Below are 26,875 nucleotides of genomic sequence, written 5' to 3'. Positions count from 1 at the left end.
CGGGCCGGACGAAGATCGCGGCCGGATGGTTACCGATACGTACAGATTTCCGGAAATATGCCGGTCGGGGCCACCCTGAGGAACACCGACGGCCCCGGACGTATGCCCGGGGCCGTCTGCGCCGCAAGCGAACTTCGCGCGCGGGATCCGCGCGCGGTGCCGGCTCCGGACTCAGCCGAGGTCGCCGGCCGCGGTGCGCTCCGCCAGCCGCACCAGGGTGCGGACGGCGGACCCGGTGCCGCCCTTGGGCGTGTAGCCGTACGGCGCGCCCTCGTGGAAGGCCGGGCCCGCGATGTCCAGGTGCGCCCAGGCGATGCCCTCGCCCACGAACTCCTTCAGGAACAGGCCGGCCACCAGGCCGCCGCCCATGCGCTCGCCCATGTTGGCGATGTCGGCGGTCGGGGAGTCCATGCCCTTGCGCAGGTCGGCGGGGAGCGGCATCGGCCAGGAGGCCTCGCCGACCTCCTCGGCGATCTCGTGGACCGACGTACGGAACGCGTCGTCGTTGGCCATCACACCGAAGGTGCGGTTGCCCAGCGCCAGGACCATCGCACCGGTCAGGGTCGCCACGTCGACGATCGCGTCCGGCTTCTCCTCCGAGGCGCGGGTCAGCGCGTCGGCGAGGACGAGCCGGCCCTCGGCGTCGGTGTTGAGGACCTCGACGGTCTTGCCGCTGTACATGTGCAGGACGTCACCCGGGCGGGTGGCGTTGCCGGACGGCATGTTCTCGGCGAGCGCCAGCCAGCCGGTGACGTTGACCTGGAGGCCGAGGCGGGAGGCCGCGACGACGGCGGCGAACACGGCGGCGGCGCCGCTCATGTCGCACTTCATCGTCTCGTTGTGGCCCGCCGGCTTGAGCGAGATGCCGCCCGAGTCGTAGGTGATGCCCTTGCCGACCAGGGCGAGCGTCTTCTCCGCCTTGGGGTGCGTGTAGGCGAGCCTGACCAGGCGCGGGCCGTGCGTGGAGCCCTGGCCGACGCCGAGCAGACCGCCGTAGCCGCCCTTGACGAGCGCCTTCTCGTCGAGGACCTGCACCTTGATGCCGTGCTCCTTGCCGGCGGCGGTGGCCACGGCGGCGAAGGACTCGGGGTACAGGTCGTTCGGCGGGGTGTTGATCAGGTCGCGGGCCCGGTTGATCTCCTCGGTGACCGCGACGGCGCGCTCGGCGGCCGCCTTGAAGGCCTTGTCGCGCGGCTTGGCGCCGAGCAGGGCGACCTCGGCGAGCGGCAGCTTCGCGTCGCTACGGCCGGACTTGGCGCTCCTGGGGGCGAGCTTGTCCTCGCCGCCCTGGTAGGCGGTGAACGCGTACGCGCCCAGCAGGGCGCCCTCCGCGACGGCCCCGGCGTCCTCGGCGGACTCGGCGGGCAGCGCGAACCCGGCCTTCTTCGACCCCTTCAGCGCACGCGCGGCGGAGCCGGCGGCCCGGCGCAGCGCCTCGGCCTCGTACGCCTCGTCCTTCGCCGGGACCGGACCGAGTCCGACCGCGACGACGACCGGGACCTTGAGGCCGGACGGGGCGGGGAGCTTGGTCACTTCGCCCTCGGCACCGGAGGCACCCAGGGTCTCCAGGACGGTGGCGAGCTTTCCGTCGAACGCCTTGTCCACGGCCTCGGCGCCCGGTGCGAGGACCGGCCCCTTGGCTCCCTTGGCGACGCCGACGACGAGTGCGTCGGCGCGCAGCGTCGCCGCACCTGAGGTGCTGAGAGTGAGAGCAGTCACGGTGGTGAAATCTCGCTTCCGTTGAGTTGTGTGCCGGTCTGTGTCGGTCGAGAGGGTGGCCGACCGTGCCCCAGCGCATCGTAGATCCCGCCGTGACGCGCCGGGAACGAGCCTACGCGCGCCCCTGCTTCCGGCTCACGGGGGCGGGGCCGTCCGGGGTCCGGCCCGGCTGTGAAGGGCCCCCGGGGCCCCGTCACGAGAGGCCGAGGGAGAGCGCCAGCAGCGTCACCGTGGCCGCCGTCTCCTCCAGCGCGCCGAACACGTCGCCGGTCACCCCGCCGAAGCGGCGTACGCAGTGACGCAGCATCACCTGCGCGGCGCCGAGGCCGGCCAGCGCGGCGAGGGCTTGGTGCAGTCCGGTGCCGTATCCGCCCAGGAGCGCACCGGCCGCCGCGCAGCACGCGATCACCGCACAGGCCACGGCAGCTGCGCCCCCGGGCGGGACGGTGCCCGCCACCGCCGCGCCGAGGCCCTCCGGGCGGGCGGGCGGCACGCCGCGGCGCGAGGCCAGCGTGAGTGCGAGACGTGCGGTGACGGCGGCGGCGACGGTGCCCAGCGCGCCGTCCGCCCAGGCGCGGCCGTAGAGCTCGTGGAGCGCGGCGACCTGGGCCAGCAGCACGAACAGGAGCGTGATCACGCCGAACGGGCCGATGTCCGACTGCTTCATGATCCGCAGCGCGTCCTCGGCCGGCTTCGCGCTGCCGAGCCCGTCCGCGGTGTCCGCGAGTCCGTCCAGGTGCAGCCCACGTGTCAGCGCGGCGGGGAGCGCGGCGGAGGCGACCGCCGCCACCAGGGGCCCCGACCCGCCCCACAGGAACAGCGCCCCGGGGACCGCCGCGAGCACTCCCACGACGAGTCCGGCGAGCGGGGCGCACAGCATGCCGGCGCGGGCGGTACCGCGGTCCCAGCGGGAGACGCGGACGGGGAGCGCGGTCAGGGTGCCGAAGGCGAAGCGCGGACCGTGGCTGTTCAGGGAGGTCACCGCGCGCAGGCTAGCCGGTGCGGCGGCGTGCCGGATTGGGCAGAGTGGCACATAAGCCGCAGACGCGGCTCTCCGGACGGAGGTGGCATGGGTCACTGGATCCAGCAGAACGTCGTCGAGCCCGGCAAACTCCCGCTGCTGCTCGCCCTGAGCGCGTTCGTGCTGACCTTCGCCATCACCCGGACGGTCACCCGGATGATCAGGGCCGGGAAGGGCCCGTTCCGCAACATCACACCCGGCGGTGTGCACGTCCACCACGTGGTGCCGGGCGTCGTGCTCACGGTGGTCGGTGGCTTCGGGGCGGTCGCGAGCGGCCAGCGGGGTGTCGCCGCCGGGATCCTCGCGGTGGTCTTCGGGATGGGGGCGGGCCTGGTCCTCGACGAGTTCGCCCTGATCCTGCACCTCGACGACGTGTACTGGACCGAGGAGGGCCGCCAGAGCGTGGAGGTGGTCGTCCTCACCGCCTCGCTCGTCCTGCTCGTGCTCGCCGGCTTCTCACCGCTCGGTGTGGACGAACTGACCGGTGAGCAGCAGCAGAACAGGCTGGGGGTCGTCCTGACCTACGTCCTCAACTTCGGCTTCGTCCTGATCGCGCTGTTCAAGGGCAAGGCCCGGATGGCGGTGCTCGGCACCCTCGTTCCGTTCATCGCGCTGATCGCGGCGCTCCGCCTGGCCCGGCCCGCCTCGCTGTGGGCGAAGCGCTTCTACCGCCGCCGCCACCGGGCCCGCGCCAAGGCGGTACTGAGGGCCTATCACCACGATGTCCGCTGGGCGGGGCCCCGGCGCCGCTTCCAGGACCTGATCGGAGGAGCGCCGGACAGGACCTCGCTGCCGGGGCCCGGCCCCGGCGGCGGGACCTGAGGCCACGCCACCGGGCCGCCCCTGAGGGGGCGTCGCCTCAGGCGCTCGTGTCCGCGGCCTTCGACGGCTCCTCGGTCTCCGCTGCCCTCTCCTCCGGCGCGGACTCCGACGGGAGCTGCGAACCGGGCTCCTCCCCGGGCTCCTACTCAGGTTCCGGAGCGCGCTCGGGCAGCTCCGCCGCCAGCGCCGCCGCGGCCTGGACGAGCGGCAGCGCCAGCAGGGCCCCGCTTCCCTCGCCCACCGTCACCCCGTGGTCCAGCAGCGGGGTCAGCGCCATCCGGTCCAGCGCCTTCAGCTGGGCCGGCTCCCCGCTGAGCTGCCCCGCCAGCCACCAGTCCGGCGCCCGGAAGGCCGCCCGCTGGGCCACCAGCGCGCAGGCCGCCGAGACCACGCCGTCCAGCACCACGGGCATCCGGCGCACCGCGCTCTGCAGCAGGAACCCCGTCATGGCCGCCAGGTCCGCGCCGCCCACGGCCGCCAGCAGCTCCAGCTGGTCACCGAGGACCGGCCGGGCCCGCCGCAGCGCGTCCCGGATCGCGGCGCACTTACGCATCCACGCCAGGTCGTCGATACCCGCACCGCCGCGCCCGGTCACCACCGAGGCGTCCGTGCCGCAGAGGGCGGCGATCAGGGTCGAGGCGGCCGTCGTACCGCCGACGCTCAGATCGCCCAGCACCACCAGGTCCGTGCCGGAGTCGGCCTCCTCGTCGGCGACGCGCATCCCGAGGCGTACGGCCTCCTCGGCCTCCTCGGCCGTCAGCGCGTCCTCGACGTCGATCCGGCCGCTGCCGCGCCGCACCCGGTGGCGTACGACGGCTTCGGGCAGCAGCTCCGGGTCGCAGTCCAGGCCGGCGTCCACGATCCGTACGGGGACGGAGAAGCGCCGGGCCAGCACGGCGACCGGGCTCGCACCGTCCAGCACCGCCCGGACGAGCTCGTGGGCGGTTCCCGCGGCCCGCCCGGAGACCTCCAGCTCCGCCACCCCGTGATCACCGGCGAACAGCACGACGCGCGGCTGCTCGACCGCCTTGACGGGCACCGACTGCTGGGCGGCCGACAGCCATTCACCCAGCTCGTCCAGGCGGCCGAGCGCACCGGCGGGGACGGTGAGCCGCTCCCGTCGTTCCTCGGCATCACGCCGTACGCCCCCGTCGGGGCGTTCGATCAGGTCGGAGAAGTCGTCCAGGTTCACGGGGGTCTGCCTCGCGGGTCGGCGCTAATTGGGCGGGCCGGAACCCGCCGGGGGGCTCCTGCCCGGAACAGTACCCGGCGCTCCTTCCCTCACCCACGGCCCCGCGTCCGCCCACGGCTCAGCCCCGCAGCACCAGCGCCTGCCCCGCGACCACCAGCAGCACCTGCTCGCACTCGGCCGCGAACGCGGCGTTCAGACGGCCCAGTTCGTCCCGGAAGCGCCGGCCGGAGGCCGTCGCCGGGACGACGCCCGAGCCGGTCTCGTTGGTCACGGCGACGACCGTACGACGGGTCCCGCGCACCGCGCGGACCAGCTCGGCGACCCGTCCGCGCAGCTTCTCCTCCCCGCCGCCCGCCCACCGTTCGTCGTCCCACGCGCCGACGCGGTCCATCGCGTCCGTCAGCCACAGCGACAGACAGTCGATCAGCAGCGGCGGGCCGTCCTCCTCCAGCAGACCGGCCAGCTCGCAGGTCTCCTCGGTGCGCCAGGCGGCAGGCCTGCGCTCCCGGTGCAGCCCGATCCGGGACTCCCACTCCGCGTCCCCCTCGCGGCGCCCGCCCGTCGCCACGTACACCACCTCGGGGAAGGTCTCCAGGCGCTGTTCGGCCTCCACCGACTTCCCCGACCGGGCCCCGCCCGTGACCAGAGTGCGGCGGGGGACCTCGGGCACGGCGTGGTAGGCGCCCACCGGCAGTGTCGTCCCGTCCGGCACCGCCCGCGCCCCGCCGGCGGCGAGCCGGCGGTCCAGCGCGGGGCCCGGCGGCGCGTCGTGGTCCAGATGGACGGCGATCACCTCGGTGGTGGGCCCCACGGCCTGCACGGCCCGCAGCCGGGCCACGGCGTCCGGCCGCGCGATCACGTCGCACACGACCATGTCGTACGGCTCCGCCACCGGGTCGGCCAGACCGGCGGGGGAGGCCCCGGGCGGCAGATAGAGCAGGCGCTCGCCCTCCGGTGCCGTCACCTCGTAACCGGTGCCAGGGGCGTCCATCGCCAGCGCCCGGATCCGGTGCCCGCTGATCAGCGTCAGCTCCTGGCCGTCCGGGACACGCCCGGCGGGCGGGAGCGAGGCGGGCAGCTCCACGGCGGGCCCGTCATGGGGGTGGGTCAGCAGCACCTGCCGCACGCCGGCGAGCGAGTGCCCCGCGCGGGCGGCGGCGAACACGGCGCCCGGGGTGAGGTCCAGCAGCAGCGCGTCGTCCACGAGCAGAGCGGTCGCGGCGCGGGCCCCGGCGCCGCGGGAGGACGCGCAGACGGCGCAGGGGCAGTCGGGCCGCGGCAGCCCGTCGGGGGCTCCGGTGCCGAGCAGTGTCAGTTCCACGTGTCGATCCTCCCGTGTCCGTGAACCACCTGCGCGCCCGGGACACCCACTAGTCTTCGGGGAGCAACGTGACCCAGGAGGCGGACATGGCGTGGACGTGGCGGTTCGAGAAGTCCGACGGTACGGAGACGGAGCCGGCGCTGCAGCCGGAGGAGTTCACGACTCAGGGCGACGCGGAGTCCTGGATCGGTGAGTTCTGGAAGGAGCTCCTCGAAGGCGGCGCGGACCAGGTGACGCTCTTCGAGGACGCGACGAAGATCTACGGCCCGATGAGCCTCCAGGCCGACTGAGGCCCCCGCGACCGCCCGGGCCCCGGGGCCCGGGCGGGACGTCGTCTCCCCGTCCCTCACCCGGCCGGCCCTCAGATCTCGCCGAGGGTGACCTCGGCCGTCTTCCTCGAGTCCCCCCGCGTGTACGTCACCCGGACCTTCCGGCCCGGCTTCTCGCCCGCCAGGGCCTCCGAGAGCGAGGTGATCGTCGTGACGGGGGTGTCGCCGATCCGGGTGATGACGTCCCCGACGCGCAGACCGGCCTCGGCCGCCGCCCCGTCCTTCTCTACGCTGACGATCGCGACACCGGCGGGCCGGTAGTCGTCGTCGACGACGGTGCGGCCCATGATGTCCAGAGCCGCCCGGCCCGAGTCGGTGACCTTCCCCGACCGGATGATCTGGTCCGCGACCGTCCGCACCATCGAGACGGGAATGGCGAACCCGATCCCGGGCGCCGCACCACCGCCCTGTTCGCTGTCCGTCGCCGCGAGGGTCGGGATGCCGATGATCTCGCTGTCGAGGTTCACCAGGGCGCCGCCGCTGTTGCCCGGGTTGATGGCCGCCGAGGTCTGCACCATGTCGGCGAGCGTCGCCCCGGTGCCGCCGCCCGAGCGGCCTTCGCTGACCGTCCGGCCCACGGCGGAGACGATGCCCTGGGTGACGCTGCTGGAGAGGCCGAGCGGTGAGCCCATCGCCAGGACGATCTGTCCCACCTCGACCTCGTCCGTGTCCCCGAACTCCGCGGCCCGCAGCCCGCCGGGGACGGCGTCCAGCTTGATGACCGCCAGGTCCTGCTCCGGGTAGGACGAGACCAGGGACGCCTTGAGCACCTTCTCGCCGGTGGCGACGCTGACGTCGAAGGTCTTCTCGCTGCCCACGACATGGGCGTTCGTGACGATGTGGCCCTTGTCGTCGTAGACGATGCCCGAGCCGAGCGCGTCCCCGGCGCCGATCTGCACGACGGAGGGCAGCACGTCCTTGATGACGGTCTGGTACTGAGTCTCCAGATCGCCCGTGGCCCGGGACACCACCGCCTGCTGGGCCGGAGCGGCGGACGGGGCGGGCCCCGGCCCGGCGCAGCCGACCGCCAGGGCGATCACGCAGGCACCGGCGGCCAGGGGCATGAGTGAGCGGCGTACCCGCCTGCGGGAAGGGGTTGGGTCCATGCCCGGAGTATCGCCAGGGCCCGCCGCCCACGGCCTGCGCTGGTGGGCCGATCAGGCGTACGGCGGCGAGGGATGCGGCCGCTCGGGCCGTGGTGGTCCGGGGTGCGCCCCCGGCGGCGTCAGCCGCGTACGCCGCACAGGTGCAGCAGCGCCGCCACCCCGCGGTACGGATCGGTCCGCCCCGCGCGGTCCTCGGCGGCGAACACCCGCGCCAGCTCCTCGGGGCCGGGGAGTTCCGCCTCGTTGCTCACGTTGTCCGTGAAGACCCGTACGCCGTACCAGGCGTGCAGCGGGGCGGCGATCCCCGCGAGGGTGGCCCTCAGGACTTCGAGCCGGTCGGCCCGGACGTCGAGGCCGAGCCTGTTCGTGTAGGTGTCCGTGTCGAACGCGGCGAGGGCCGCGCCGAAGTCGCCGGCCGATCCCGGGCGCATCGCCAGCGCGTCCGCGTTCCGCACGAGCAGGGAGAGCAGCCCGCCGGGCGCCAGCATCCTGGCCAGGCCGGCCAGCAGCGGATCCGGCTCGGGGACGTACATCAGCACCCCGTGGCAGAGCACCACGTCGAAGCTGCCGGGCAGGAAGTGCACCCCGGTGTCACGGCCGTCGCCCTCGATGAGCCGCACCCGCTCCCGGATGCCCTCGGGCTCGGCCGCCAGGGACTCCCGGGCCGACCGCAGCATCTCGGCGTCGGACTCGAGGCCCGTCACGGAGTGGCCGGCCCGGGCCAGGCGCAGTGCCTGCGTGCCCTGGCCCATGCCGACGTCGAGCACCCGCAGCCGCTGCCCCACGGGGTAGCGCGCGGCTATCTGCTCGTCGAGCTGCCGGGCGACGAGCTCCTGGCGGACCGTGTTGCGCAGTCTGCCGAGCCCGCCCAGCCACCGGGAGGACACCCCCGTGAAGCCGGAGGTCTCCGTGCTCAGGGCCGCTCTCCCCGCTTGACCTGGGGCTTGGGAAGGCGCAGCCGGCGCATCTGGAGCGTACGCATCAGGCCGTAGGCCACCGCGCCGCGCTTCGGGGCGTCGGGGAAGCGCTGGGCCAGCTGCTTCTTGAGGCGGAACCCGAGGCCGATGGAGTCCACGACGATCAGCACGATCACGCCGAGCCAGAGCAGCAGCGAGATGTTCTGGATGTTCTGGACCTGGATCACGCTGAGGATCAGGATGATCACCGCGAGCGGAAGGAAGTACTCCGCGATGCAGAAGCGCGAGTCCACGAAGTCACGGACGAAGCGCCGCACGGGCCCCTTGTCACGCACCGGCAGATAGCGCTCGTCACCCGAAGCGAGAGCCTCCCGCTGCCGGGCCATGTCGGCCCGGCGTGCTTCGCGCTGGCGCTTGGCGGCCTCCTTGCGGTCGGTCGGCGCACCGCTGGAGGCACGTCGGCGCTGCGTCTGGGCGTCGCTGCGCTTGGGGGTGGGGCGACCCTTGGGAGCCTGGGGGTCGCGGGGCTGCTTGGAGAGGTCCGCCGTCACCTTGCCGGTGGGGGCCTTCTCTTCCTTGGAACGGCTACGGAACACAAAACCCAAGGGTACGGGGTCCTCCGGTACTACCGGGGACCGGCCGGGAACGATCCGGCAACGGCCCGCGTCCTGAAAAGCGTCCCGACAGGGGCAGAACGGACGTTGCCGACGCCATCCCCGAGGGTCTTCTACTCCCTGCGCGGGAGCGGTTACCGGCGCCAGTCGTCCTTGCGGAGGAGCACATCCGTGCTCGAACAGTGCGGTAATGGAGACAGGGCCCGTACTGTGGGTTCTGTTGGAGTGCTGGAGCTCAGTCCGTCAGAAGGGGGCGCGCGAAGCCCATGAGCGGTGTCATGAAGCGTATGGGAATGATCTTCCGCGCGAAGGCAAACAAGGCCCTTGACCGGGCCGAGGATCCGCGCGAGACCCTCGATTACTCGTACCAGAAGCAGCTGGAGCTGCTTCAGAAGGTACGCCGCGGCGTCGCCGATGTGGCGACCTCGCGCAAGCGGCTGGAGTTGCAGCTGAACCAGCTGCAGGGACAGTCGTCCAAGCTGGAGGACCAGGGCCGCAAGGCGCTCGCGCTCGGCCGCGAGGACCTCGCCCGCGAGGCGCTGTCGCGGCGCGCCGCCCTCCAGCAGCAGGTCACGGACCTGGAGACGCAGCACCAGACGCTACAGGGCGAGGAGGAGAAGCTCACCCTCGCGGCCCAGCGTCTGCAGGCCAAGGTCGACGCCTTCCGGACGAAGAAGGAGACCATCAAGGCCACCTACACCGCGGCCCAGGCCCAGACGCGGATCGGTGAGGCCTTCTCCGGCATCTCCGAGGAGATGGGGGACGTCGGCCTGGCGATCCAGCGGGCCGAGGACAAGACCCAGCAGCTCCAGGCACGCGCCGGGGCCATCGACGAACTGCTGGCCTCCGGGGCCCTCGACGACCCGTCCGGCACGGCGAAGGACGACATCGCCGCCGAGCTGGACCGGATCTCCGGTGGTACGGATGTAGAACTGGAGCTGCAGCGCATGAAGGCGGAGCTGGCCGGCGGTTCCGCCGGGCAGCAGCAGGCCATCGAGGGCGGCGCCGAGGACGCGGCACCGCAGGCGCAGCAGTCCCCGCACAAGTTCGACAAGCAGTGAGGGCGGCGTCATGATCGTACGGATCATGGGGGAGGGCCAGGTCGTACTGGCCGACAGTCATGTCGCCGAGCTGAACAAGCTCGACGACATACTCCTCGCGGAGATGGAGAGCGGGGACGGACCAGGCTTCCGCACCACGCTCCACGCTCTCCTGGACAAGGTGCGCGAGCTCGGCTCTCCGCTCGCCGACGACTCCCTGGAGCCGTCCGAACTGATCCTGCCGTCACCCGACGCCACCCTCGAAGAGGTGCGCTCCATGCTCCGCGACGACGGGCTGATCCCCGGCTGACCGGACCGCCCGCTCCGCACTCCCACGATGCCCCGTACCGGCCGGACCGGTACGGGGCATCGTGCCGAGCGCACACCGCCCTGACACCGTCCGGACCGCACCGTCGGCGGCACGCCGTACCGTAGCCCGACGTGACCACCCTCGGAACCGGGCTCGTGCGCACCCGCCGCTGGCTGCGGGGCCACCCCCTCGCCTTCGACGCCGGCCTCGCCCTGGCCGTGCTCGTCTGCATGATCAGCGCGTCGTTCGCCGAGCCGGACCCGGGCCACGGGCCCGTCTTCGGAGCGCGGACGCCCGAGGTGTCGAGCGTCCTGCTGATGGTGCCCGCCGCCGCGGCACTCGTCCTGCGCCGGCGCAGGCCCATGACGGTGCTGGCGGTGACCGGGCTGCTGTCGGTCGTCGAGTTCGTCTTCATGGATCCGCCCGCCCCCGTCGTGATGAGCGCCGTCATCGCGCTCTTCACCGTCGCGGCCAGTACCGACCGCCCCACCACCTGGCGGGTCGGACTGCTGACCATGGTGGTGCTGACGGTGGCCGCGATGGTGGTCGGCACGACGCCCTGGTACAGCCAGGAGAACCTCGGCGTCCTCGCCTGGACCGGCCTCGCCGGTGCCGCGGGTGACGCCGTACGCAGCAGGCGCGCGTTCATCGACGCGATCAGGGAACGGGCCGAACGCGCGGAACGCACCCGCGAGGAGGAGGCCCGCCGCAGGGTCGCCGAGGAGCGGCTGCGGATCGCCCGGGACCTCCACGACGTCGTCGCCCACCACATCGCCCTGGTCAACGTCCAGGCCGGGGTCGCGGCCCACGTCATGGACAAGCGCCCCGACCAGGCGAAGGAGGCGCTCGCCCACGTGAGGGAGGCCAGCCGCTCCGCCCTCAACGAACTGCGGGCCACGGTCGGGCTGCTGCGCCAGTCCGGCGACCCGGAGGCGCCCACCGAACCCGCCCCGGGGCTCGCCGTCCTCGACACCCTGGTCGATACCTTCCGCAACGCCGGGCTCCCCGTCGAGGTCGCCCGCACCGACCCGGACGACCCGCTGCCCGCGGCGGTCGACCTCGCGGCCTACCGGATCATCCAGGAGGCGCTGACCAACGTACGCAAACACGCGGGCGCCGGCGCGAAGGCCGAGGTGAGCGTCGTACGGGTCGGGAGGACCGTGGAGATCACCGTGCTCGACGACGGCAGGGGAGCGGGCCCGCGCCCCGCTCCGTCCGACGGTGGCGGGCACGGCCTGCTCGGCATGCGCGAGCGCGTCACGGCCCTGGGCGGCACCCTCACGGCGGGGCCCCGTTACGGAGGCGGATTCAGGGTCCATGCGATCCTGCCCGTCACGTCCCGCACACGCGCTCCGGAAGGGCCGGGCACGGCGGGGACGACGGGGGGACGCGCATGACACCCATCAAGGTGCTGCTCGCCGACGACCAGGCGCTGCTGCGCAGCGCCTTCCGGGTGCTGGTCGACTCCGAGCCCGACATGCGGGTCGTCGGCGAGGCCGCCGACGGGGCGGAGGCCGTGGAACTGGCCCGCTCGACCCTGGCCGACGTCGTGCTGATGGACATCCGGATGCCGGGCACCGACGGACTCGCCGCCACCCGCATGATCAGCGCGGACCCGGACCTGGCGGGCGTGCGGATCGTCATGCTCACCACCTTCGAGGTGGACGAGTACGTGGTGCAGTCCCTGCGCGCCGGCGCGTCCGGCTTCCTGGGCAAGGGCGCGGAGCCGGACGAGCTGCTCAACGCCATCCGTGTCGCCGCGGCCGGAGAGGCCCTGCTGTCCCCGGTCGCGACCAAGGGCCTCATCGCCAGCTTCCTGGCCCAGGGCGGAGGGGCGGAGGACCCGGACGGCACGGAGTACACCGAGCGCCTCGCCGCGCTCACCGGTCGCGAGCGCGAGGTGCTCGTCCAGGTCGCGGGCGGTCACTCCAACGACCAGATCGCCGAACGGCTCGTCGTCAGCCCCCTCACCGTGAAGACCCATGTCAACCGGGCCATGGCGAAGCTGGGCGCGCGGGACCGTGCGCAATTGGTCGTCATTGCGTACGAATCGGGACTGGTCCGCCCCAGGGTGGAGTGACGGGTGGAGAAGCGGCTACTCCAGCTGCGGTATGCGCGCGATAAGAAAGCAACCCGGGGGCCGACGATTTCGGTCACGGGGACGGCGATCGTATAGATGGGCGGGCCGTGTCCCCTGTGCTCACCGGGTGAGCACCGAACGGTCCTCCACCTGCCGCGTACGCCACAGAAGAGAGACCCACCCATGTCCTGGCTGTCCAGATTCAGCCTCGCGCAACGGGCCCTGATCGGGCTGATCTCGATCGTCGCGCTCGTTTTCGGAGCGATCGCGATCCCGCAGCTCAAGCAGCAGCTGCTGCCCACCATCGAACTCCCGATGGTGTCGGTGCTGGCGCCCTACCAGGGTGCGTCCCCCGACGTGGTCGAGAAGCAGGTCGTCGAACCCCTCGAAGATGCCATCAAGGCCGTCGACGGAGTCGAGGGCATCACCTCGACCGCCAGCGAGGGCAACGCCGTCATCATGGCGAGCTTCGACTTCGGTGACGAAGGCACGAAGCAGCTCGTCGCCGACATCCAGCAGGCCGTGAACCGCGCCCGCGCCCAACTGCCCGACGATGTGGACCCGCAGGTCATCGCGGGTTCGACGGACGACATCCCGACCGTCGTCCTCGCCGTCACCTCCGACGAGGACCAGCAGGCGCTCGCCGACAAGCTGGACCGCACGGTCGTCCCGGCGCTCGAGGACATCGAGGGCGTCGGCCAGGTCGCGATCGACGGTGTCCAGGAGCTCCAGGTCTCCGTCGTCCCCGACGACAGGAAGCTCGCCGCGGCGGGCATGAACGCCGCCTCGCTGGCCCAGGCGCTCCAGGCCGGCGGAGCCACCGTCCCGGCCGGCTCCTTCTCCGAGTCGGGCAAGAGCCGCACCGTCCAGGTCGGCGGTTCCTTCACCTCGCTCCAGCAGATCGAGGACCTGAAGGTCTCCGCGGCGGACCCGGCGGGCAAGCCCGGAAAGCCGGTCCGCGTCGGTGACGTCGCCACGGTGAAGCAGGAGCCCGCGACCGCGGTCTCCCTCACCCGTACGAACGGCAAGCCGAGCCTCGCCGTCATGGCGACGATGGACAAGGACGGCAGTGCCGTCGCCATCTCGGACGCCGTCGAGGACAAGCTCCCGGACCTGCGCAAGGACCTCGGCGCCGGTGCCGAGCTGACCGTCGTCTCCGACCAGGGGCCCGCCGTCTCCAAGGCGATCTCCGGTCTCACCACGGAAGGCGCGCTCGGCCTGCTCTTCGCGGTCGTCGTGATCCTGGTGTTCCTCGCCTCGATCCGCTCGACGCTGGTCACCGCGGTCTCCATCCCGCTCTCCGTGGTCCTCGCGCTGATCGTGCTCTGGACCCGCGACCTGTCGCTGAACATGCTCACCCTCGGCGCGCTGACCATCGCGATCGGCCGCGTCGTCGACGACTCGATCGTGGTCCTGGAGAACATCAAGCGGCACCTCGGCTACGGCGAGGAGCGCCAGTCGGCGATCATCACCGCGGTCAAGGAGGTGGCCGGCGCGGTCACCTCGTCCACGCTCACCACCGTCGCGGTCTTCCTGCCCATCGGTCTGGTCGGCGGCATGGTCGGCCAGCTCTTCGGGTCGTTCTCCCTCACCGTCACGGCGGCCCTGCTGGCCTCCCTGCTGGTCTCGCTGACCGTGGTCCCGGTCCTCTCGTACTGGTTCCTGCGGGCCCCCAAGGGCACCGCCGCGAACCCGGACGAGGCGCGCCGCAAGGCCGAGGAGAAGGAAGCCGCCAGCCGGCTCCAGCGGATCTACGTCCCGGTGCTGCGCTTCGCGACCCGGCGCCGCATCACGAGCATCGTCATCGCCTTCGTGGTCCTGTTCGGCACCTTCGGCATGGCCCCCCTCCTGAAGACGAACTTCTTCGACCAGGGCGAGCAGGAAGTCCTCTCCATCAAGCAGGAGCTGACTCCCGGCACCAGCCTGGCCGCGGCGGACGAGGCCGCGCAGAAGGTCGAGAAGGTCCTCGCGGCCGACAAGGGCGTCGAGGACTACCAGGTCACCGTGGGCTCCTCGGGCTTCATGGCGGCCTTCGGCGGGGGCACGGGCGCCAACCAGGCCTCCTACCAGGTCACGCTCAAGGACTCGGCGGACTTCGACGCCACCCAGGACCGCATCGACGAGGCCCTGGGCAAGCTCGACGGCATCGGTGACACCACCATCGCCGGCGGCGACGGCTTCGGCAGCCAGGACCTCAGCGTCGTGGTGAAGGCCGCCGACGCGGACGTCCTGAAGAAGGCCTCCGAAGCGGTGCGCGGCGAGGTCGCCGAGCTCAAGGACGTCACGGATGTCCAGAGCGACCTCGCGCAGAGCGTCCCGCGCATCTCGGTCAAGGCCAACGACAAGGCGGCCGACGCCGGGTTCAACGAGACCACCCTCGGCGCGGCGGTCGCCGGCGCGGTGAGCGGCACCCCGTCCGGCACGGCGATCATGGACGACACCGAGCGTGACGTCCTGGTGAAGTCGGCGAAGCCGGCCACCACGATGGCCGAGCTGAAGGCGCTGCCGCTCGGTCCCGTGAAGCTCGGCGACATCGCCGACGTGAAGCTGGTCCCCGGGCCGGTCTCGATGACCCGGATCGACGGTCAGCGCGCGGCGACGATCACCGCCAAGCCGACCGGCGACAACACGGGCGCGGTCACCACCTCGCTCCAGCAGAAGATCGACGCCCTGGACCTCCCGGAGGGCGCCACCGCGACCATCGGCGGTGTCTCCCAGGACCAGAACGACGCCTTCATGAAGCTCGGCCTGGCCATGCTGGCGGCCATCGCGATCGTCTTCATGCTGCTGGTGGCCACCTTCCGGTCGCTCATCCAGCCGCTGATCCTGCTGGTCTCCATCCCGTTCGCGGCGACGGGCGCCATCGGCCTCCTGGTCGCCACCGGCACCCCGATGGGCGTCCCGGCGATGATCGGCATGCTGATGCTGATCGGCATCGTGGTGACCAACGCGATCGTGCTGATCGACCTGATCAACCAGTACAGGGCACAGGGCATGGGCGTCGTCGAGGCGGTCGTCGAGGGCGGTCGCCACCGTCTGCGCCCGATCCTGATGACGGCACTGGCGACGATCTTCGCCCTGCTCCCGATGGCGCTCGGCGTCACGGGTGAGGGCGGCTTCATCTCGCAGCCACTGGCGGTCGTGGTGATCGGCGGTCTGATCACCTCCACGCTGCTGACCCTGCTCCTGGTGCCGACGCTCTACGCGATGGTCGAGCTCCGCAAGGAGCGCCGCGCGAAGAAGAAGGCGGCCAAGCGCGAGGCGCAGTCCGGCGAGGCGGCCCCGGGCGCTCCGGAGGAAGCCACCTCCGAGGAGCCGGAGCCCGCGAAGGCCTGACACCCTCGGGTGACAGAGGAAGGCCCCCGACGCCGTACAAGGGCGTCGGGGGCCTTCTCCGTACAACGGGGGAGCCCCGGGGCTACGGAAGCGCCAGCATCCGCTCCAGCGCCAGCTTCGCGAACTTCTCCGTCTCCGCGTCGACCTGGATCCGGTTGACGAGGTTCCCCTCGGCCAGGGACTCCAGGGTCCACACCAGGTGCGGCAGGTCGATCCGGTTCATCGTCGAGCAGAAGCACACCGTCTTGTCGAGGAAGACGATCTCCTTGTCCTCATCGGCGAAACGGTTCGCCAGCCGGCGCACGAGGTTCAGCTCCGTGCCGATGGCCCACTTCGAGCCGGCCGGGGCCGCCTCCAGGGCCTTGATGATGTACTCCGTCGAGCCCACGTAGTCCGCGGCCGCCACGACCTCGTGCTTGCACTCCGGGTGCACCAGCACGTTGACGCCCGGGATCCGCTCCCGTACGTCCTCGACGGACTCCACCGAGAAGCGTCCGTGCACCGAGCAGTGCCCGCGCCACAGGATCATCTTCGCGTCACGCAGCTGCTCCGCCGTCAGGCCGCCGTTCGGCTTGTGCGGGTTGTAGAGGACGCAGTCCTCCAGGGTCATCCCCATGTCCCGCACGGCCGTGTTCCGGCCCAGGTGCTGGTCCGGCAGGAAGAGCACCTTCTCGCCCTGGTCGAAGGCCCACTCCAGCGCCCGCTTCGCGTTGGACGAGGTGCAGATGGTGCCGCCGTGCTTACCCGTGAAGGCCTTGATGTCGGCGGAGGAGTTCATGTACGAGACCGGCACGACCTGGTCGGCGACTCCCGCCTCCGTCAGGACGTCCCAGCACTCGGCGACCTGCTCCGCGGTGGCCATGTCGGCCATCGAGCAGCCGGCGGCCAGGTCCGGCAGGACGACCTTCTGGTCGTCGCCCGTCAGGATGTCCGCGGACTCGGCCATGAAGTGCACGCCGCAGAAGACGATGTACTCCGCCTCGGGCCGTGCCGCCGCGTCACGGGCGAGCTTGAAGGAGTCGCCGGTGACGTCCGCGAACTGGATGACCTCGTCGCGCTGGTAGTGGTGCCCGAGCACGAAGACCTTGTCCCCGAGCTTCTCCTTGGCGGCGCGAGCCCGCTCCACCAGGTCCGGGTCGGACGGGGAGGGCAGGTCGCCGGGGCATTCGACCCCGCGCTCGCTCCGCGGGTCGGCCTCGCGGCCGAGCAGCAGAAGGGCGAGGGGTGTCGGCTGGACATCCAGGGGCTGGGCGGTGGTCACGACACGCACCCTTTCTTTTCTGCGAAAAGCCTTTTCGTCTAATTGACGCTATCTATCATAACCGCTTTGCGTCAGCTTGACGATGCCCATAGCGTCGATGTGACGCATCCCCCGCGCACGCGGTGTGCGAGCATGAAGGGAACAGACACGCGCCTGGCCCGGAATGAATCCGCGGCCCCGATGGTTGGACCGTCGGCAAGCAGTCCGTACAACCCCGGGAGAGAAGCAGATGTCCGTATCGGACGAGACCACCACCGTGAGCGACGGCATCCTCCTGTCCGACGCCGCCGCAGACAAGGTCAGGACCCTGCTGGAGCAGGAAGGCCGTGACGACCTCGCGCTGCGCGTCGCCGTACAGCCCGGCGGCTGCTCGGGCCTGCGCTACCAGCTCTTCTTCGACGAGCGCTCGCTCGACGGCGACGTCGTGAAGGACTTCGGCGGCGTCAAGGTCGTCACGGACCGGATGAGCGCCCCGTACCTGGGCGGCGCCTCCGTGGACTTCGTGGACACCATCGAGAAGCAGGGCTTCACGATCGACAACCCGAACGCCACGGGCTCCTGCGCCTGCGGTGACTCCTTCAGCTGACCCCTGAGTCGTGACGACAGCGGCGGCGCTCCCCGGCCTGGGAGCGCCGCCGCTGTCGTGTGCCGGTGCGAGGGTCTCAGCCGCGCGGCACGGCCTCGCCCGACCCGGCGTCGACCACCTTGCGGCCGTCCAGCGGCGCGTCCAGCGTCACCGTCCGGGTCAGCTCCTTGGCGATCATGATGCAGGCCTTCCCGGGGCCCGGCTTCGACTCGGAGACCGTGACCCGCACGGTCGTGGCGTCCTCCGTGGCGCGGGCCGTGTACGTGCTGCACACGCCGCCCCAGAACGTCACCTCCAGCGTCCGGCCGTCGGCGCTGTACGCGATGAGAGGCGCTCCCTCGCCCTGCGGGTCCTTCGTGGGCTCCGGGGCCGGCCGGGTGCTCTCCGGTGCCAGGCGGTCCGGGTCCACCGCGACCTGGACGACCGTGTCCGCGGGACCGCCCCCTTCGGGCCGTACGGAGAAGAGCCACGAGGGCACGAGGATCGGCTCGCCGTCCGAGTACTGCGCCGCGAGCCCGAACACGGCCTTCCCGACCGTCGCCGTGGTGGCCGGCGGGGTCCCGCCGCGGGTGCCGCAGTCGGTCTTCGGCGAGGCCGGATCACCCTCCAGCGGCTCGGTGGTCGCGCAGCCGCCGATGTCGGACTTCGCGGCCCGCCGGCTCTCCGCGTTCAGCAGCCTCAGGGCGTCCTCCGCACCGGTCACCGGATAGCTGTCGCCCTTCTCCAGGGACTTCAGGTGCCCGCTGCCGCCGACGATCTCGCCCCCGGCACCCACCTGGATCCCGGTCGACCATCCGTACGTCGGCAGTCCGCCCACCACGGGGTCGGCGTTCACCACGCGCACGGCACCCATGAGCTGGGCCGCGTCGAGCGCGGCGTCGTCCTGCCCCACCGCCTTCAGGACCGGTGCCGCCGCGGCTTCGGCGGCCTTCTCGCTCACCGGCGAGCCGGTGCCGGTGCCCGGTGCCGTCTCCTTCGAACAGACCGTGGGGGACTCGCACGCGTCCGGACCACCGGAGCCGTACCGGGCGAAGGTCCAGGTGCCCGGAGCCTGCTTGGTCACCCGCAGAAGGGGCCCCGAGCCGTCCCCGTCACTGCCCACCTTCCAGGCCGCACCTCCCGTACGGGGCGTTCCCCGCACCCCGAGGGCCTTCGCGAGGCGGGCCACCTCGGCCGAGGTCACCGTCCCCGTCGTGCGGTGGACGGCGGCCGCGTCCGGGCCGTCGGGCAGCTCGCCCGAGGCGCGGTAGACGGTTCCGCCGCCATGGGGATCCGGCTCGCCCGGCGCGATGCCCGCAGGCGCCGACGTGTCACCGTCCGCCGGGGTGTCGAGCGACAGCAGGGGGGCCGCACCGGTCCCGGGATCGGGGAGGAGGCCGGGCCCGGCCTCGCCCGGGGTGTGGGACGCCCAGTACGCACCGCCGCCCCCGGCCAGCAGCACGGCTGCCGCCACCGAGGCCACGACGAGCGGCGACCGCCGCCGCCGGGGGCCGGTCACGTCATTCTCGGGTCGTTCGGTGCTCACCGGATCGCTCCTTCGGCTGCCTGGCCGTCATGGGCACATCATCCGTCCCCGGGGCGGGGACACCGGTGGGACGGGCCAGGGGAGCGCGCGGTTCCCCCGCGTGCGCGGGGGAACCGCCGGTGAAGCCTCCGATCAGTCCCCGTAGTCGGACATGGAGTCGATCAGGCGGGCCGAGGAGGCCGGCACCGTGACCCCGTGGATGCGGGAGGGCTCCACCGGCTTCGTGGTGGTCCTCGTGGGCGCGACCCAATGCGGCGCCATCTGTGCGCAGTCACCGCGCAGCTCGGCCAGGCTCATCTCGGACTCACGCGGAACGGACTCACGCGGAACGATGGTGTTCGACATATCCGCACCGTACGCACAGGGGCACCCAGGCAGAAAGACCTACTATCGGGTAGTTTTGCCCCTTCGGCTACGGTGGCGTCACCGGGTAGCGTGAACTGTCACGCCGTCCCGGAGGGTGCGTTCACACGTTTCCTCCGCCTTCCGCAGGAGCAGCCACCCCGTGCGCATCGCAGTCACCGGCTCCATCGCAACCGACCACCTCATGACCTTCCCCGGCCGATTCGCCGACCAGCTGGTCGCGGATCAGCTGCACACGGTCTCCCTCTCCTTCCTCGTCGACAACCTCGACGTGCGACGCGGCGGGGTCGGTGCCAACATCGCCTTCGGCATGGGCGTGCTCGGCACGCGGCCGATCCTCGTCGGCGCCGTCGGGTCGGACTTCGACGACTACCGCGCCTGGCTCGACCGGCACGGCGTCGACACCGATTCCGTCCGTGTCTCCGAGGTGCTGCACACCGCGCGCTTCGTCTGCACCACGGACGCCGACCACAACCAGATCGGCTCCTTCTACACGGGCGCCATGAGCGAGGCCCGGCTGATCGAGCTCAAGAGCGTCGCCGACCGCGTGGGCGGCCTCGACCTCGTCTCGATCGGGGCCGACGACCCCGAGGCGATGCTCCGCCACACGGAGGAGTGCCGCTCCCGGGGCATCCCCTTCGCCGCGGACTTCTCGCAGCAGATCGCCCGGATGGACGGCGAGGAGATCCGGATCCTCCTCGACGGCGCGACGTACCTCTTCTCCAACGAGTACGAAAAGGGGCTCATCGAGTCCAAGACCGGCTGGAGCGACGAGGAGATCCTGTCCAAGGTCGGTCACCGCGTCACCACCCTCGGCGCCCGCGGCGTCCGCATCGAGCAGGCCGGCCAGGACCCCGTCGAGGTCGGCTGCGCCGAGGAGGAGCGCAAGGCGGACCCCACCGGCGTCGGCGACGCCTTCCGGGCCGGTTTCCTCTCCGGCCTCGCCTGGGGCGTCGGCCTGGAGCGTGCCGCCCAGGTCGGCTGCATGCTCGCGACCCTCGTCATCGAGACGGTCGGCACGCAGGAGTACACCCTGCGCCGCACCAACTTCATGGACCGCTTCACCAAGGCCTACGGGGACGAGGCGGCCTCCGAGGTCCGCAAGCACCTCTCCTAGGGCCGTAGGCACGACGGAAGCGGTACGAGGCTCACCGGAGCCGGCGGACCACATAGGCCGAGCCGTGGTCCGCCGGCTCCTCGCCCACGTACTCCTGTGCGCGCATCGCGCACCAGGCCGGGATGTCGAGGCGGGCGGCCTCGTCGTCCGAGAGCACCGTCACCGTGCCGCCCACGGGTACCTCTCCGATCACCTTTGCGAGTTCGATCACCGGAATCGGGCAGCGGCGGCCCAGCGCGTCGACCACGAGCGAGGCCCGCGGCGCCGGGGAGGGGGCTGCCGGCGCGGGTGCGCCGAGCCTCTCCCGCACCTCGGCGACCACCCCGGGCAGCACGTCGAGGAAGCCGCCGACCTCTTCCTCCGTCGTCCCGGGCGGAAGCGACACCCGGATGTTCCCCTCCGTGAGCACCCCCATCGCCTTGAGGACATGGCTGGGCGTCAGGGTGCTGCTCGTGCAGGACGACCCGGACGAGACGGAGAATCCGGCCCGGTCCAGCTCATGGAGCAGTGTCTCTCCGTCGACATAGAGACAGGAGAAGGTGACCAGATGCGGCAGCCGCCGCACCGGATCGCCGACCACCTCCACATCGGGCACCAGGCCCGCCACCGAGGCCCGGATCCGGTCCACGAGGGCGCGCAGCCGGGCGCCCTCCGCCTCGGCCTCCGCGCGTACCGCCCGCAGTGAGGCCGCGGCCGCCACGACGGCCGGGATGTTCTCGAAGCCGGCCGCCCGGCCCGACTCCCTTTCGTCGGCCGGGCCTTGGGGCGCGAATCTGACCCCCTTGCGCACGGCCAGCAGTCCGACCCCGGCCGGCCCGCCCCACTTGTGGGCGCTCGCGGCCAGCAGCGACCAGCGGCCGGGCACCGGTCCCCAGCCCAGCGACTGCGCGGCGTCCACCAGCAGCGGCACGCCCGCGTCGGCACAGAGCTCGGCGGTCTCGGCCACCGGCTGCTCGGTCCCCACCTCGTGGTTGGCGGACTGCAGGCAGGCCAGCGCGGTGTCCGGTCGAAGGGCCCGGCCGTACGCCGACGGGTCGACCGCGCCGGTCCGGTCCACCGGCACCTCGGTGAAGGATCCGCCCGCCGCTTCGAGTGCCGCGGCCGAGTGGAGTACCGAGGAGTGCTCGACGGCCGAGAGCACCAGATGGCGGCCGACACGCCGACGCCCGGAAAGCGCGCCGGAGACCGCCGAGTGCACCGCCCGGGTGCCGGACGAGGTGAAGACGAGCTCGTCCGGACGGCAGCCGACCGCCTCCGCCGCCGTCTCCCTGGCCGCGTCCAGGAGCATCGCGGCCCGCCGCCCCTCGCGGTAGAGCCGGGCGGGATCGGCCCAGCCCTCGTCCAGCGAGGCGTGCAGCGCCTGGCGGGCGACGGGGTGCAGGGGGGCGGAGGAAGCCGCGTCGAAGTAGGGCACACCGCCACGCTAGCCCGCGCAGGTGCGTGACCAGGTGACCGGCCGCCCGGTCACCAGGGAGAGGGAGCGTCAGATGACGGCCGGAGGCCCGCATTCCATCCCTTCGGGGTGTCGTGCGGCGCGTTGGGCACCCTCCCCGCGCGACCCCAAATAGCGTCCAGTAGGGTTTGGTCCGCATAAACATCCAAACCCCTGCCCGCGTCAGGGCCGGCGACCGACCAAGTGAGACGGCCGCGCCGACCGTGCGGGCGAGACTCTCGGGAAGGCGCTACGTGAGTCCCAACGGCTCCGACCGCTCGTCGCGGCGCCCGATGCGGCGGAAGCTGCCGCAGGTGCTGACTGCGGGCCTGGTCCTGGCGACGGCCTCCGGTTGTTCATACAACTGGGAGGATTTCCCCCGCCTCGGTATGCCCACCCCGGTAACGGAAGAGGCCCCTCGGATCCTCTCCCTCTGGCAGGGCTCGTGGGCGGCAGCGCTCGCCACGGGCGTCCTTGTCTGGGGGCTGATCCTGTGGAGCGTCATCTTCCACCGGCGAAGCAGGACCAAGGTGGAGGTACCTCAGCAGACCAGGTACAACATGCCTATCGAGGCGCTGTACACAGTGGTCCCCCTGATCATCGTCTCGGTGTTCTTCTACTTCACCGCGCGCGATGAATCGAAGCTCCTCGAGCTCAGCCCGAAGCCGGCCCACACGATCAACGTGGTCGGCTACCAGTGGAGCTGGGGCTTCAACTACATCGAGAACGTGGAGGGCGAGCCCTCCACCGGCGGCAAGATCTCCAAGGAGCTCGACGCCATCCCCGACAAGTTCCAGAAGGACTTCCCCGCGAACGCCAACGGCGTCTACGACGTGGGCATCCCTGGGACGCGTAACCCGCAGAACGGCAACCCGGGTCCGACCCTGTGGCTGCCGAAGGGCGAGAAGGTCCGTTTCATCCTGACTTCGCGTGACGTCATCCACTCCTTCTGGGTGGTGCCGTTCCTCATGAAGCAGGACGTCATTCCGGGCCACACCAACTCCTTCGAGGTCACGCCGAAGAAGGAGGGCACCTACATGGGTAAGTGCGCCGAGCTCTGCGGCGTCGACCACTCCCGGATGCTCTTCAACGTCAAGATCGTTTCTCCGGAGCGTTACCAGCAGCACCTCAAGGAGCTGGCGGAGAAGGGTCAGACGGGCTACGTGCCGTCAGGCATCGAGCAGACGGACCCGGCCAGGAATGCGGAGACGAACAAACTGTGAGCATCCTCAATGAATCCCAGGGTGCCGCGGCAGCAGACGACTCGTTCGAGGACGAGCTGCCGGTGCGGCGCAAGCAGCCGGGGAGTGTCGTCGTCAAGTGGCTGACCACCACTGACCACAAGACGATCGGCACGATGTACCTGGTCACATCGTTCGCGTTCTTCTGCATCGGTGGCCTCCTGGCGCTCTTCATGCGCGCCGAGCTGGCCCGTCCGGGTACGCAGATCATGTCGAACGAGCAGTTCAACCAGGCGTTCACGATGCACGGCACGATCATGCTGCTGATGTTCGCGACGCCGCTGTTCGCGGGGTTCGCGAACTGGATCATGCCGCTGCAGATCGGCGCGCCCGACGTGGCGTTCCCGCGGCTGAACATGTTCGCGTACTGGCTGTACCTCTTCGGCTCGCTGATCGCCGTGGGCGGCTTCCTCACCCCGCAGGGTGCGGCCGACTTCGGCTGGTTCGCCTACTCCCCGCTGTCGGACGCCGTCCGCTCGCCGGGCGTCGGTGCCGACATGTGGATCATGGGTCTGGCCTTCTCCGGCTTCGGCACGATCCTCGGCTCGGTCAACTTCATCACCACGATCATCTGCATGCGCGCCCCCGGCATGACGATGTTCCGCATGCCGATCTTCACCTGGAACGTCCTGCTGACCGGTGTCCTGGTCCTGCTGGCCTTCCCGGTCCTGGCCGCCGCGCTCTTCGCGCTGGAGGTCGACCGAAAATTCGGCGCACATATCTTCGATGCGGCCAACGGTGGCGCATTGCTCTGGCAACACCTCTTCTGGTTCTTCGGCCATCCAGAGGTGTACATCATCGCGCTACCATTCTTCGGAATCATTTCCGAAATCATTCCGGTCTTCAGCCGCAAGCCGATGTTCGGCTATGTCGGTCTGATCAGCGCGACGATCGCCATCGCCGGCCTTTCGGTGACGGTGTGGGCGCACCACATGTATGTGACGGGCGGCGTGCTCCTGCCGTTCTTCTCCTTCATGACATTCCTCATCGCGGTACCGACCGGTGTGAAGTTCTTCAACTGGATCGGCACGATGTGGAAGGGGTCTTTGTCCTTCGAGACACCGATGCTCTGGTCGGTCGGCTTCCTGATCACCTTCGCCTTCGGTGGTCTGACCGGCGTGATCCTGGCCTCGCCGCCGCTGGACTTCCACATCTCCGACTCGTACTTCGTCGTCGCGCACTTCCACTACGTCGTCTTCGGCACCGTGGTCTTCGCGATGTTCGCCGGGTTCCACTTCTGGTGGCCGAAGTTCACCGGCAAGATGCTGGACGAGCGGCTCGGGAAGATGACCTTCTGGACGCTGTTCATCGGCTTCCACGGCACCTTCCTGGTGCAGCACTGGCTCGGTGCCGAGGGCATGCCGCGTCGCTACGCGGACTACCTCGCCGCCGACGGCTTCACCGCCCTGAACACGATCTCGACGATCTCCTCGTTCGTGCTCGGACTGTCGATGCTTCCGTTCATGTACAACGTCTGGAAGACCGCCAAGTACGGCAAGAAGATCGAGGTCGACGACCCCTGGGGCTACGGCCGTTCGCTCGAATGGGCGACGTCCTGCCCGCCCCCGCGGCACAACTTCCTCAGCCTGCCGAGGATCCGTTCCGAATCCCCGGCGTTCGACCTGCACCACCCGGAGATCGCGGCACTCGAGCAGCTCGATCACCTGTCCGAGGGTGACAAGGTCCTCGTCGGTGGCAAGGAGGACGGCAAGTGAAGATCCAGGGCAAGCTCTTCATCTGGCTGAGCGTCTTCATGCTGGCCATGGCCGTCACGTACGGCGTCTGGTCCAAGGAGCCGGTCGGTACCACCGCGCTGGTCCTGGCCTTCGGGCTGACCATCATGATCGGCTTCTACCTGGCCTTCACGGCCAACAGGGTCGACGCGATGGCCCAGGACAACAAGGAAGCCGACGTCGCGGACGAGGCCGGTGAGGTGGGCTTCTTCTCGCCGCACAGCTGGCAGCCGCTCTCGCTGGCCATCGGCGGGGCGTTCCTCTTCATGGCCGTCGTCTTCGGCTGGTGGCTGGCCTACTTCTCGGCCCCGTTGCTCCTGATCGGCCTCTTCGGCTGGGTCTTCGAGTACTACCGGGGAGAGAACCGCACCCAGTAGGACACGCCCTCACAGGACGCGTCGCACCCGTACGGGGGCCCGGCCCGCTCAGCGATGAGCGGGCCGGGCCCCCGTTTGCAGTCACTGAACGCGCTGGATCGGATGAATCTTCTTAGCGTGGGTTCATGAACCACACGCCGCGCATCCGCACCGTAGTGAGCTGCACCCTGCTGGTCGTGACCCTGGTAGCGGGTGCGACCGCCTGTGGCGAGCCCGACGGTCATCCGCTGTCGCTGAAGCCGTACGACGCGGCCGACCTGGTCTCCTTCAACGGCCCCTCCGGGAACGAGAAGGCCGACCCCGACAAGCCCCTCGAAGTCACCGTCAAGGACGACGACGCGAAGATCACGGACGTGACGGCCGTCGACAGGGAGGGCCGCCACCTGGCGGGCGAGCTCGACGCCGACGGGAAGCGGTGGCACTCCACCACCTCGCTCGCGGCCGGCACCCGATACACCGTCAAGGTCTCCACCGAGAACGGCGACGGCGCCCCTGGCAGCCGTACGTACGGCTTCGGCACGACCTCGGCCAAGAAGTTCCTGAAGGTGGCCTTCGGCCCGCAGACGGGCACCTACGGCGTCGGACAGCCCCTCACAGCGGAACTCAGCGCTCCGGTCACCGACAAGGCCTCCAGGGCCACCGTGGAACGCGGGCTGCAGGTCCGGTCCACCCCCGCCGTCACGGGCTCCTGGTACTGGGTCGACGCCAAGACCCTGCACTACCGGCCCAAGGAGTACTGGCCCGCCGACGCCACCATCGACGTCCGCAGCAACCTCAAGGGCATAAAAGTCAGCAACGCCCTCTACGGGGCGGCCGCGAAGCCCCTGAAGCTCACCACCGGCGACCGCATAGAAGCGATCACCGACGCCTCCGACCACTCCATGACCGTGCTGCGCAACGGTGAGGTGATCAACACGCTGCCGGTCACCACGGGCAAGCCCGGCTTCGACACGCGCAACGGCGTCAAGGTGGTGCTGGCCAAGGAGCAGTTCGTACGCATGCGCGGGGAGAGCATCGGCATCGCCGCCGGCTCCTCGGAGTCGTACGACCTGCCCGTCTACTGGGCGACACGCGTCACCTGGAGCGGTGAGTACGTCCACGCGGCACCCTGGTCGACCGGTTCGCAGGGCAGCGCCAACGTCAGCCACGGCTGCACGGGGATGAGCACCGCCGACGCCCAATGGTTCTTCGAGACCGTACGTGAGGGCGACATCGTCAAGGTCGTCGGGAGCGACGGCGAGACGATGACGCCGTTCGACAACGGCTTCGGCGACTGGAACCTGGACTGGGACGCCTGGCGGAAGGGCAGCGCCCTGCACGGGGGCGGCACACCGGACTCGGGCACCGACGTCGAGGCGGCGCGGCTGCGCCCCCAGGTCTGACCCGGCCGGGAGTGCGCCGCGCCCGCGAAGGACACCGCGGAGGGGCTCGGG

The 26,875-nt window shown here is 71.1% G+C and carries 24 protein-coding genes; 13 read left to right on the top strand and 11 right to left on the bottom strand.

Features of this window, described 5'->3' with window-relative positions; genetic code table 11:
- Positions 1-171: 171 nt before the first annotated feature.
- Together ACIP63_RS02120 and ACIP63_RS02115 are read right to left on the bottom strand one after the other, a co-directional pair.
- A complete protein-coding gene (locus ACIP63_RS02120) occupies positions 172-1,719 on the bottom strand; it encodes a leucyl aminopeptidase (RefSeq protein ID WP_401510553.1) in 1,548 nt (515 codons plus the stop codon).
- Positions 1,720-1,912: 193 nt separating this feature from the next.
- Positions 1,913-2,701, bottom strand: a complete 789-nt coding sequence (locus tag ACIP63_RS02115; RefSeq protein ID WP_401510552.1) for an adenosylcobinamide-GDP ribazoletransferase — start codon at positions 2,699-2,701, stop codon at positions 1,913-1,915.
- Between the two features lie 87 nt (positions 2,702-2,788).
- Here ACIP63_RS02115 and ACIP63_RS02110 point away from each other — a divergent pair, with 87 nt between their 5' ends.
- The gene (locus ACIP63_RS02110; protein ID WP_401510550.1) at positions 2,789-3,562 is read left to right on the top strand and encodes a hypothetical protein; all 774 of its coding nucleotides are present in this window, start codon (positions 2,789-2,791) and stop codon (positions 3,560-3,562) included.
- A gap of 142 nt (positions 3,563-3,704) precedes the next feature.
- Here the strand turns inward: ACIP63_RS02110 and cobT are convergent, their stop codons facing one another.
- Positions 3,705-4,754 (bottom strand): nicotinate-nucleotide--dimethylbenzimidazole phosphoribosyltransferase, encoded by a 1,050-nt coding sequence (cobT, locus tag ACIP63_RS02105; protein WP_401510548.1) that lies wholly within the window; start codon positions 4,752-4,754, stop codon positions 3,705-3,707.
- Between the two features lie 118 nt (positions 4,755-4,872).
- On the bottom strand, positions 4,873-6,075 hold the full coding sequence (locus ACIP63_RS02100; protein ID WP_401510546.1) for a bifunctional adenosylcobinamide kinase/adenosylcobinamide-phosphate guanylyltransferase: 1,203 nt from the start codon (positions 6,073-6,075) through the stop codon (positions 4,873-4,875).
- 86 nt (positions 6,076-6,161) lie between these two features.
- On the opposite strand from ACIP63_RS02100, the gene ACIP63_RS02095 reads away from it, so the two are divergent.
- The gene (locus ACIP63_RS02095) at positions 6,162-6,365 is read left to right on the top strand and encodes a hypothetical protein (protein WP_099176312.1); all 204 of its coding nucleotides are present in this window, start codon (positions 6,162-6,164) and stop codon (positions 6,363-6,365) included.
- Positions 6,366-6,436: 71 nt separating this feature from the next.
- On the opposite strand, the gene ACIP63_RS02090 is transcribed toward ACIP63_RS02095, so the two are convergent.
- The 3 genes from ACIP63_RS02090 to ACIP63_RS02080 form a co-directional block, all read right to left on the bottom strand.
- The gene (locus ACIP63_RS02090) at positions 6,437-7,510 is read right to left on the bottom strand and encodes a S1C family serine protease (protein ID WP_401510545.1); all 1,074 of its coding nucleotides are present in this window, start codon (positions 7,508-7,510) and stop codon (positions 6,437-6,439) included.
- A gap of 119 nt (positions 7,511-7,629) precedes the next feature.
- Positions 7,630-8,397 (bottom strand): class I SAM-dependent methyltransferase, encoded by a 768-nt coding sequence (locus ACIP63_RS02085; RefSeq protein ID WP_401510543.1) that lies wholly within the window; start codon positions 8,395-8,397, stop codon positions 7,630-7,632.
- A 26-nt stretch (positions 8,398-8,423) separates the two neighbouring features.
- Positions 8,424-9,023, bottom strand: coding sequence for a DUF3043 domain-containing protein (locus ACIP63_RS02080; RefSeq protein ID WP_104784900.1), 600 nt, complete (start codon positions 9,021-9,023; stop codon positions 8,424-8,426).
- 296 nt (positions 9,024-9,319) lie between these two features.
- On the opposite strand from ACIP63_RS02080, the gene ACIP63_RS02075 reads away from it, so the two are divergent.
- The 5 genes from ACIP63_RS02075 (at position 9,320) to ACIP63_RS02055 (ending at position 15,807) form a co-directional block, all read left to right on the top strand.
- Positions 9,320-10,102, top strand: coding sequence for a PspA/IM30 family protein (locus ACIP63_RS02075; RefSeq protein WP_262346702.1), 783 nt, complete (start codon positions 9,320-9,322; stop codon positions 10,100-10,102).
- Positions 10,103-10,112: 10 nt separating this feature from the next.
- Positions 10,113-10,391, top strand: a complete 279-nt coding sequence (locus tag ACIP63_RS02070) for a hypothetical protein (RefSeq protein ID WP_401510540.1) — start codon at positions 10,113-10,115, stop codon at positions 10,389-10,391.
- Between the two features lie 131 nt (positions 10,392-10,522).
- Positions 10,523-11,788, top strand: coding sequence for a sensor histidine kinase (locus ACIP63_RS02065; RefSeq protein ID WP_401510539.1), 1,266 nt, complete (start codon positions 10,523-10,525; stop codon positions 11,786-11,788).
- Positions 11,785-12,471, top strand: a complete 687-nt coding sequence (locus tag ACIP63_RS02060) for a response regulator (protein ID WP_401510537.1) — start codon at positions 11,785-11,787, stop codon at positions 12,469-12,471. Before ACIP63_RS02065 ends, ACIP63_RS02060 begins: the two co-directional genes overlap by 4 nt.
- Before the next feature lie 183 nt (positions 12,472-12,654).
- On the top strand, positions 12,655-15,807 hold the full coding sequence (locus ACIP63_RS02055; RefSeq protein WP_401510535.1) for an efflux RND transporter permease subunit: 3,153 nt from the start codon (positions 12,655-12,657) through the stop codon (positions 15,805-15,807).
- 82 nt (positions 15,808-15,889) lie between these two features.
- Here the strand turns inward: ACIP63_RS02055 and nadA are convergent, their stop codons facing one another.
- Positions 15,890-17,077 (bottom strand): quinolinate synthase NadA, encoded by a 1,188-nt coding sequence (gene nadA, locus ACIP63_RS02050; protein WP_401510533.1) that lies wholly within the window; start codon positions 17,075-17,077, stop codon positions 15,890-15,892.
- 220 nt (positions 17,078-17,297) lie between these two features.
- On the opposite strand from nadA, the gene ACIP63_RS02045 reads away from it, so the two are divergent.
- A complete protein-coding gene (locus tag ACIP63_RS02045; protein WP_056784314.1) occupies positions 17,298-17,654 on the top strand; it encodes an iron-sulfur cluster assembly accessory protein in 357 nt (118 codons plus the stop codon).
- A 76-nt stretch (positions 17,655-17,730) separates the two neighbouring features.
- On the opposite strand, the gene ACIP63_RS02040 is transcribed toward ACIP63_RS02045, so the two are convergent.
- Positions 17,731-19,179: a hypothetical protein gene (locus tag ACIP63_RS02040; RefSeq protein ID WP_401510531.1), complete on the bottom strand. Its 1,449-nt coding sequence runs from the start codon at positions 19,177-19,179 to the stop codon at positions 17,731-17,733.
- 132 nt (positions 19,180-19,311) lie between these two features.
- On the bottom strand, positions 19,312-19,524 hold the full coding sequence (locus ACIP63_RS02035) for a hypothetical protein (protein ID WP_401510529.1): 213 nt from the start codon (positions 19,522-19,524) through the stop codon (positions 19,312-19,314).
- A gap of 160 nt (positions 19,525-19,684) precedes the next feature.
- On the opposite strand from ACIP63_RS02035, the gene ACIP63_RS02030 reads away from it, so the two are divergent.
- Entirely contained in the window at positions 19,685-20,659 is a 975-nt protein-coding gene (locus ACIP63_RS02030; protein ID WP_401510527.1) for a carbohydrate kinase family protein, read from the top strand.
- A 31-nt stretch (positions 20,660-20,690) separates the two neighbouring features.
- Here the strand turns inward: ACIP63_RS02030 and ACIP63_RS02025 are convergent, their stop codons facing one another.
- On the bottom strand, positions 20,691-22,073 hold the full coding sequence (locus ACIP63_RS02025) for a cysteine desulfurase/sulfurtransferase TusA family protein (RefSeq protein ID WP_401510525.1): 1,383 nt from the start codon (positions 22,071-22,073) through the stop codon (positions 20,691-20,693).
- Between the two features lie 272 nt (positions 22,074-22,345).
- Between ACIP63_RS02025 and coxB the strand changes: the two genes are divergently transcribed.
- The 4 genes from coxB to ACIP63_RS02005 all read left to right on the top strand — a co-directional run bounded on the left by coxB (position 22,346) and on the right by ACIP63_RS02005 (position 26,824).
- A complete protein-coding gene (gene coxB / locus ACIP63_RS02020) occupies positions 22,346-23,314 on the top strand; it encodes a cytochrome c oxidase subunit II (protein WP_104784885.1) in 969 nt (322 codons plus the stop codon).
- A complete protein-coding gene (ctaD, locus tag ACIP63_RS02015) occupies positions 23,311-25,047 on the top strand; it encodes a cytochrome c oxidase subunit I (RefSeq protein ID WP_401510524.1) in 1,737 nt (578 codons plus the stop codon). Before coxB ends, ctaD begins: the two co-directional genes overlap by 4 nt.
- Positions 25,044-25,442: a cytochrome c oxidase subunit 4 gene (locus ACIP63_RS02010; RefSeq protein WP_104784882.1), complete on the top strand. Its 399-nt coding sequence runs from the start codon at positions 25,044-25,046 to the stop codon at positions 25,440-25,442. Before ctaD ends, ACIP63_RS02010 begins: the two co-directional genes overlap by 4 nt.
- A gap of 125 nt (positions 25,443-25,567) precedes the next feature.
- Positions 25,568-26,824: an Ig-like domain-containing protein gene (locus ACIP63_RS02005; protein ID WP_401510522.1), complete on the top strand. Its 1,257-nt coding sequence runs from the start codon at positions 25,568-25,570 to the stop codon at positions 26,822-26,824.
- Positions 26,825-26,875: the final 51 nt, after the last annotated feature.

The sequence above is a fragment of the Streptomyces sp. NPDC088746 genome (assembly GCF_044751065.1).
In the GTDB taxonomy this organism is placed as follows: Bacteria; Actinomycetota; Actinomycetes; order Streptomycetales; family Streptomycetaceae; genus Streptomyces.
The sequence above is the reverse complement of the archived record's forward strand: the minus strand, read 5'-3'. Positions and strand labels throughout refer to the sequence as shown.

Coding starts and splice junctions, on each gene's coding strand:
- ACIP63_RS02110 (WP_401510550.1), top strand. CDS start 2,789: ATGGGTCACTGGATCCAGCAGAACGTCGTCGAGCCCGGCAAACTCCCG.
- ACIP63_RS02095 (WP_099176312.1), top strand. CDS start 6,162: ATGGCGTGGACGTGGCGGTTCGAGAAGTCCGACGGTACGGAGACGGAG.
- ACIP63_RS02090 (WP_401510545.1), bottom strand. CDS start 7,510: ATGGACCCAACCCCTTCCCGCAGGCGGGTACGCCGCTCACTCATGCCC.
- ACIP63_RS02075 (WP_262346702.1), top strand. CDS start 9,320: ATGAAGCGTATGGGAATGATCTTCCGCGCGAAGGCAAACAAGGCCCTT.
- ACIP63_RS02070 (WP_401510540.1), top strand. CDS start 10,113: ATGATCGTACGGATCATGGGGGAGGGCCAGGTCGTACTGGCCGACAGT.
- ACIP63_RS02060 (WP_401510537.1), top strand. CDS start 11,785: ATGACACCCATCAAGGTGCTGCTCGCCGACGACCAGGCGCTGCTGCGC.
- ACIP63_RS02055 (WP_401510535.1), top strand. CDS start 12,655: ATGTCCTGGCTGTCCAGATTCAGCCTCGCGCAACGGGCCCTGATCGGG.
- ACIP63_RS02045 (WP_056784314.1), top strand. CDS start 17,298: ATGTCCGTATCGGACGAGACCACCACCGTGAGCGACGGCATCCTCCTG.
- ACIP63_RS02035 (WP_401510529.1), bottom strand. CDS start 19,524: ATGTCGAACACCATCGTTCCGCGTGAGTCCGTTCCGCGTGAGTCCGAG.
- ACIP63_RS02005 (WP_401510522.1), top strand. CDS start 25,568: ATGAACCACACGCCGCGCATCCGCACCGTAGTGAGCTGCACCCTGCTG.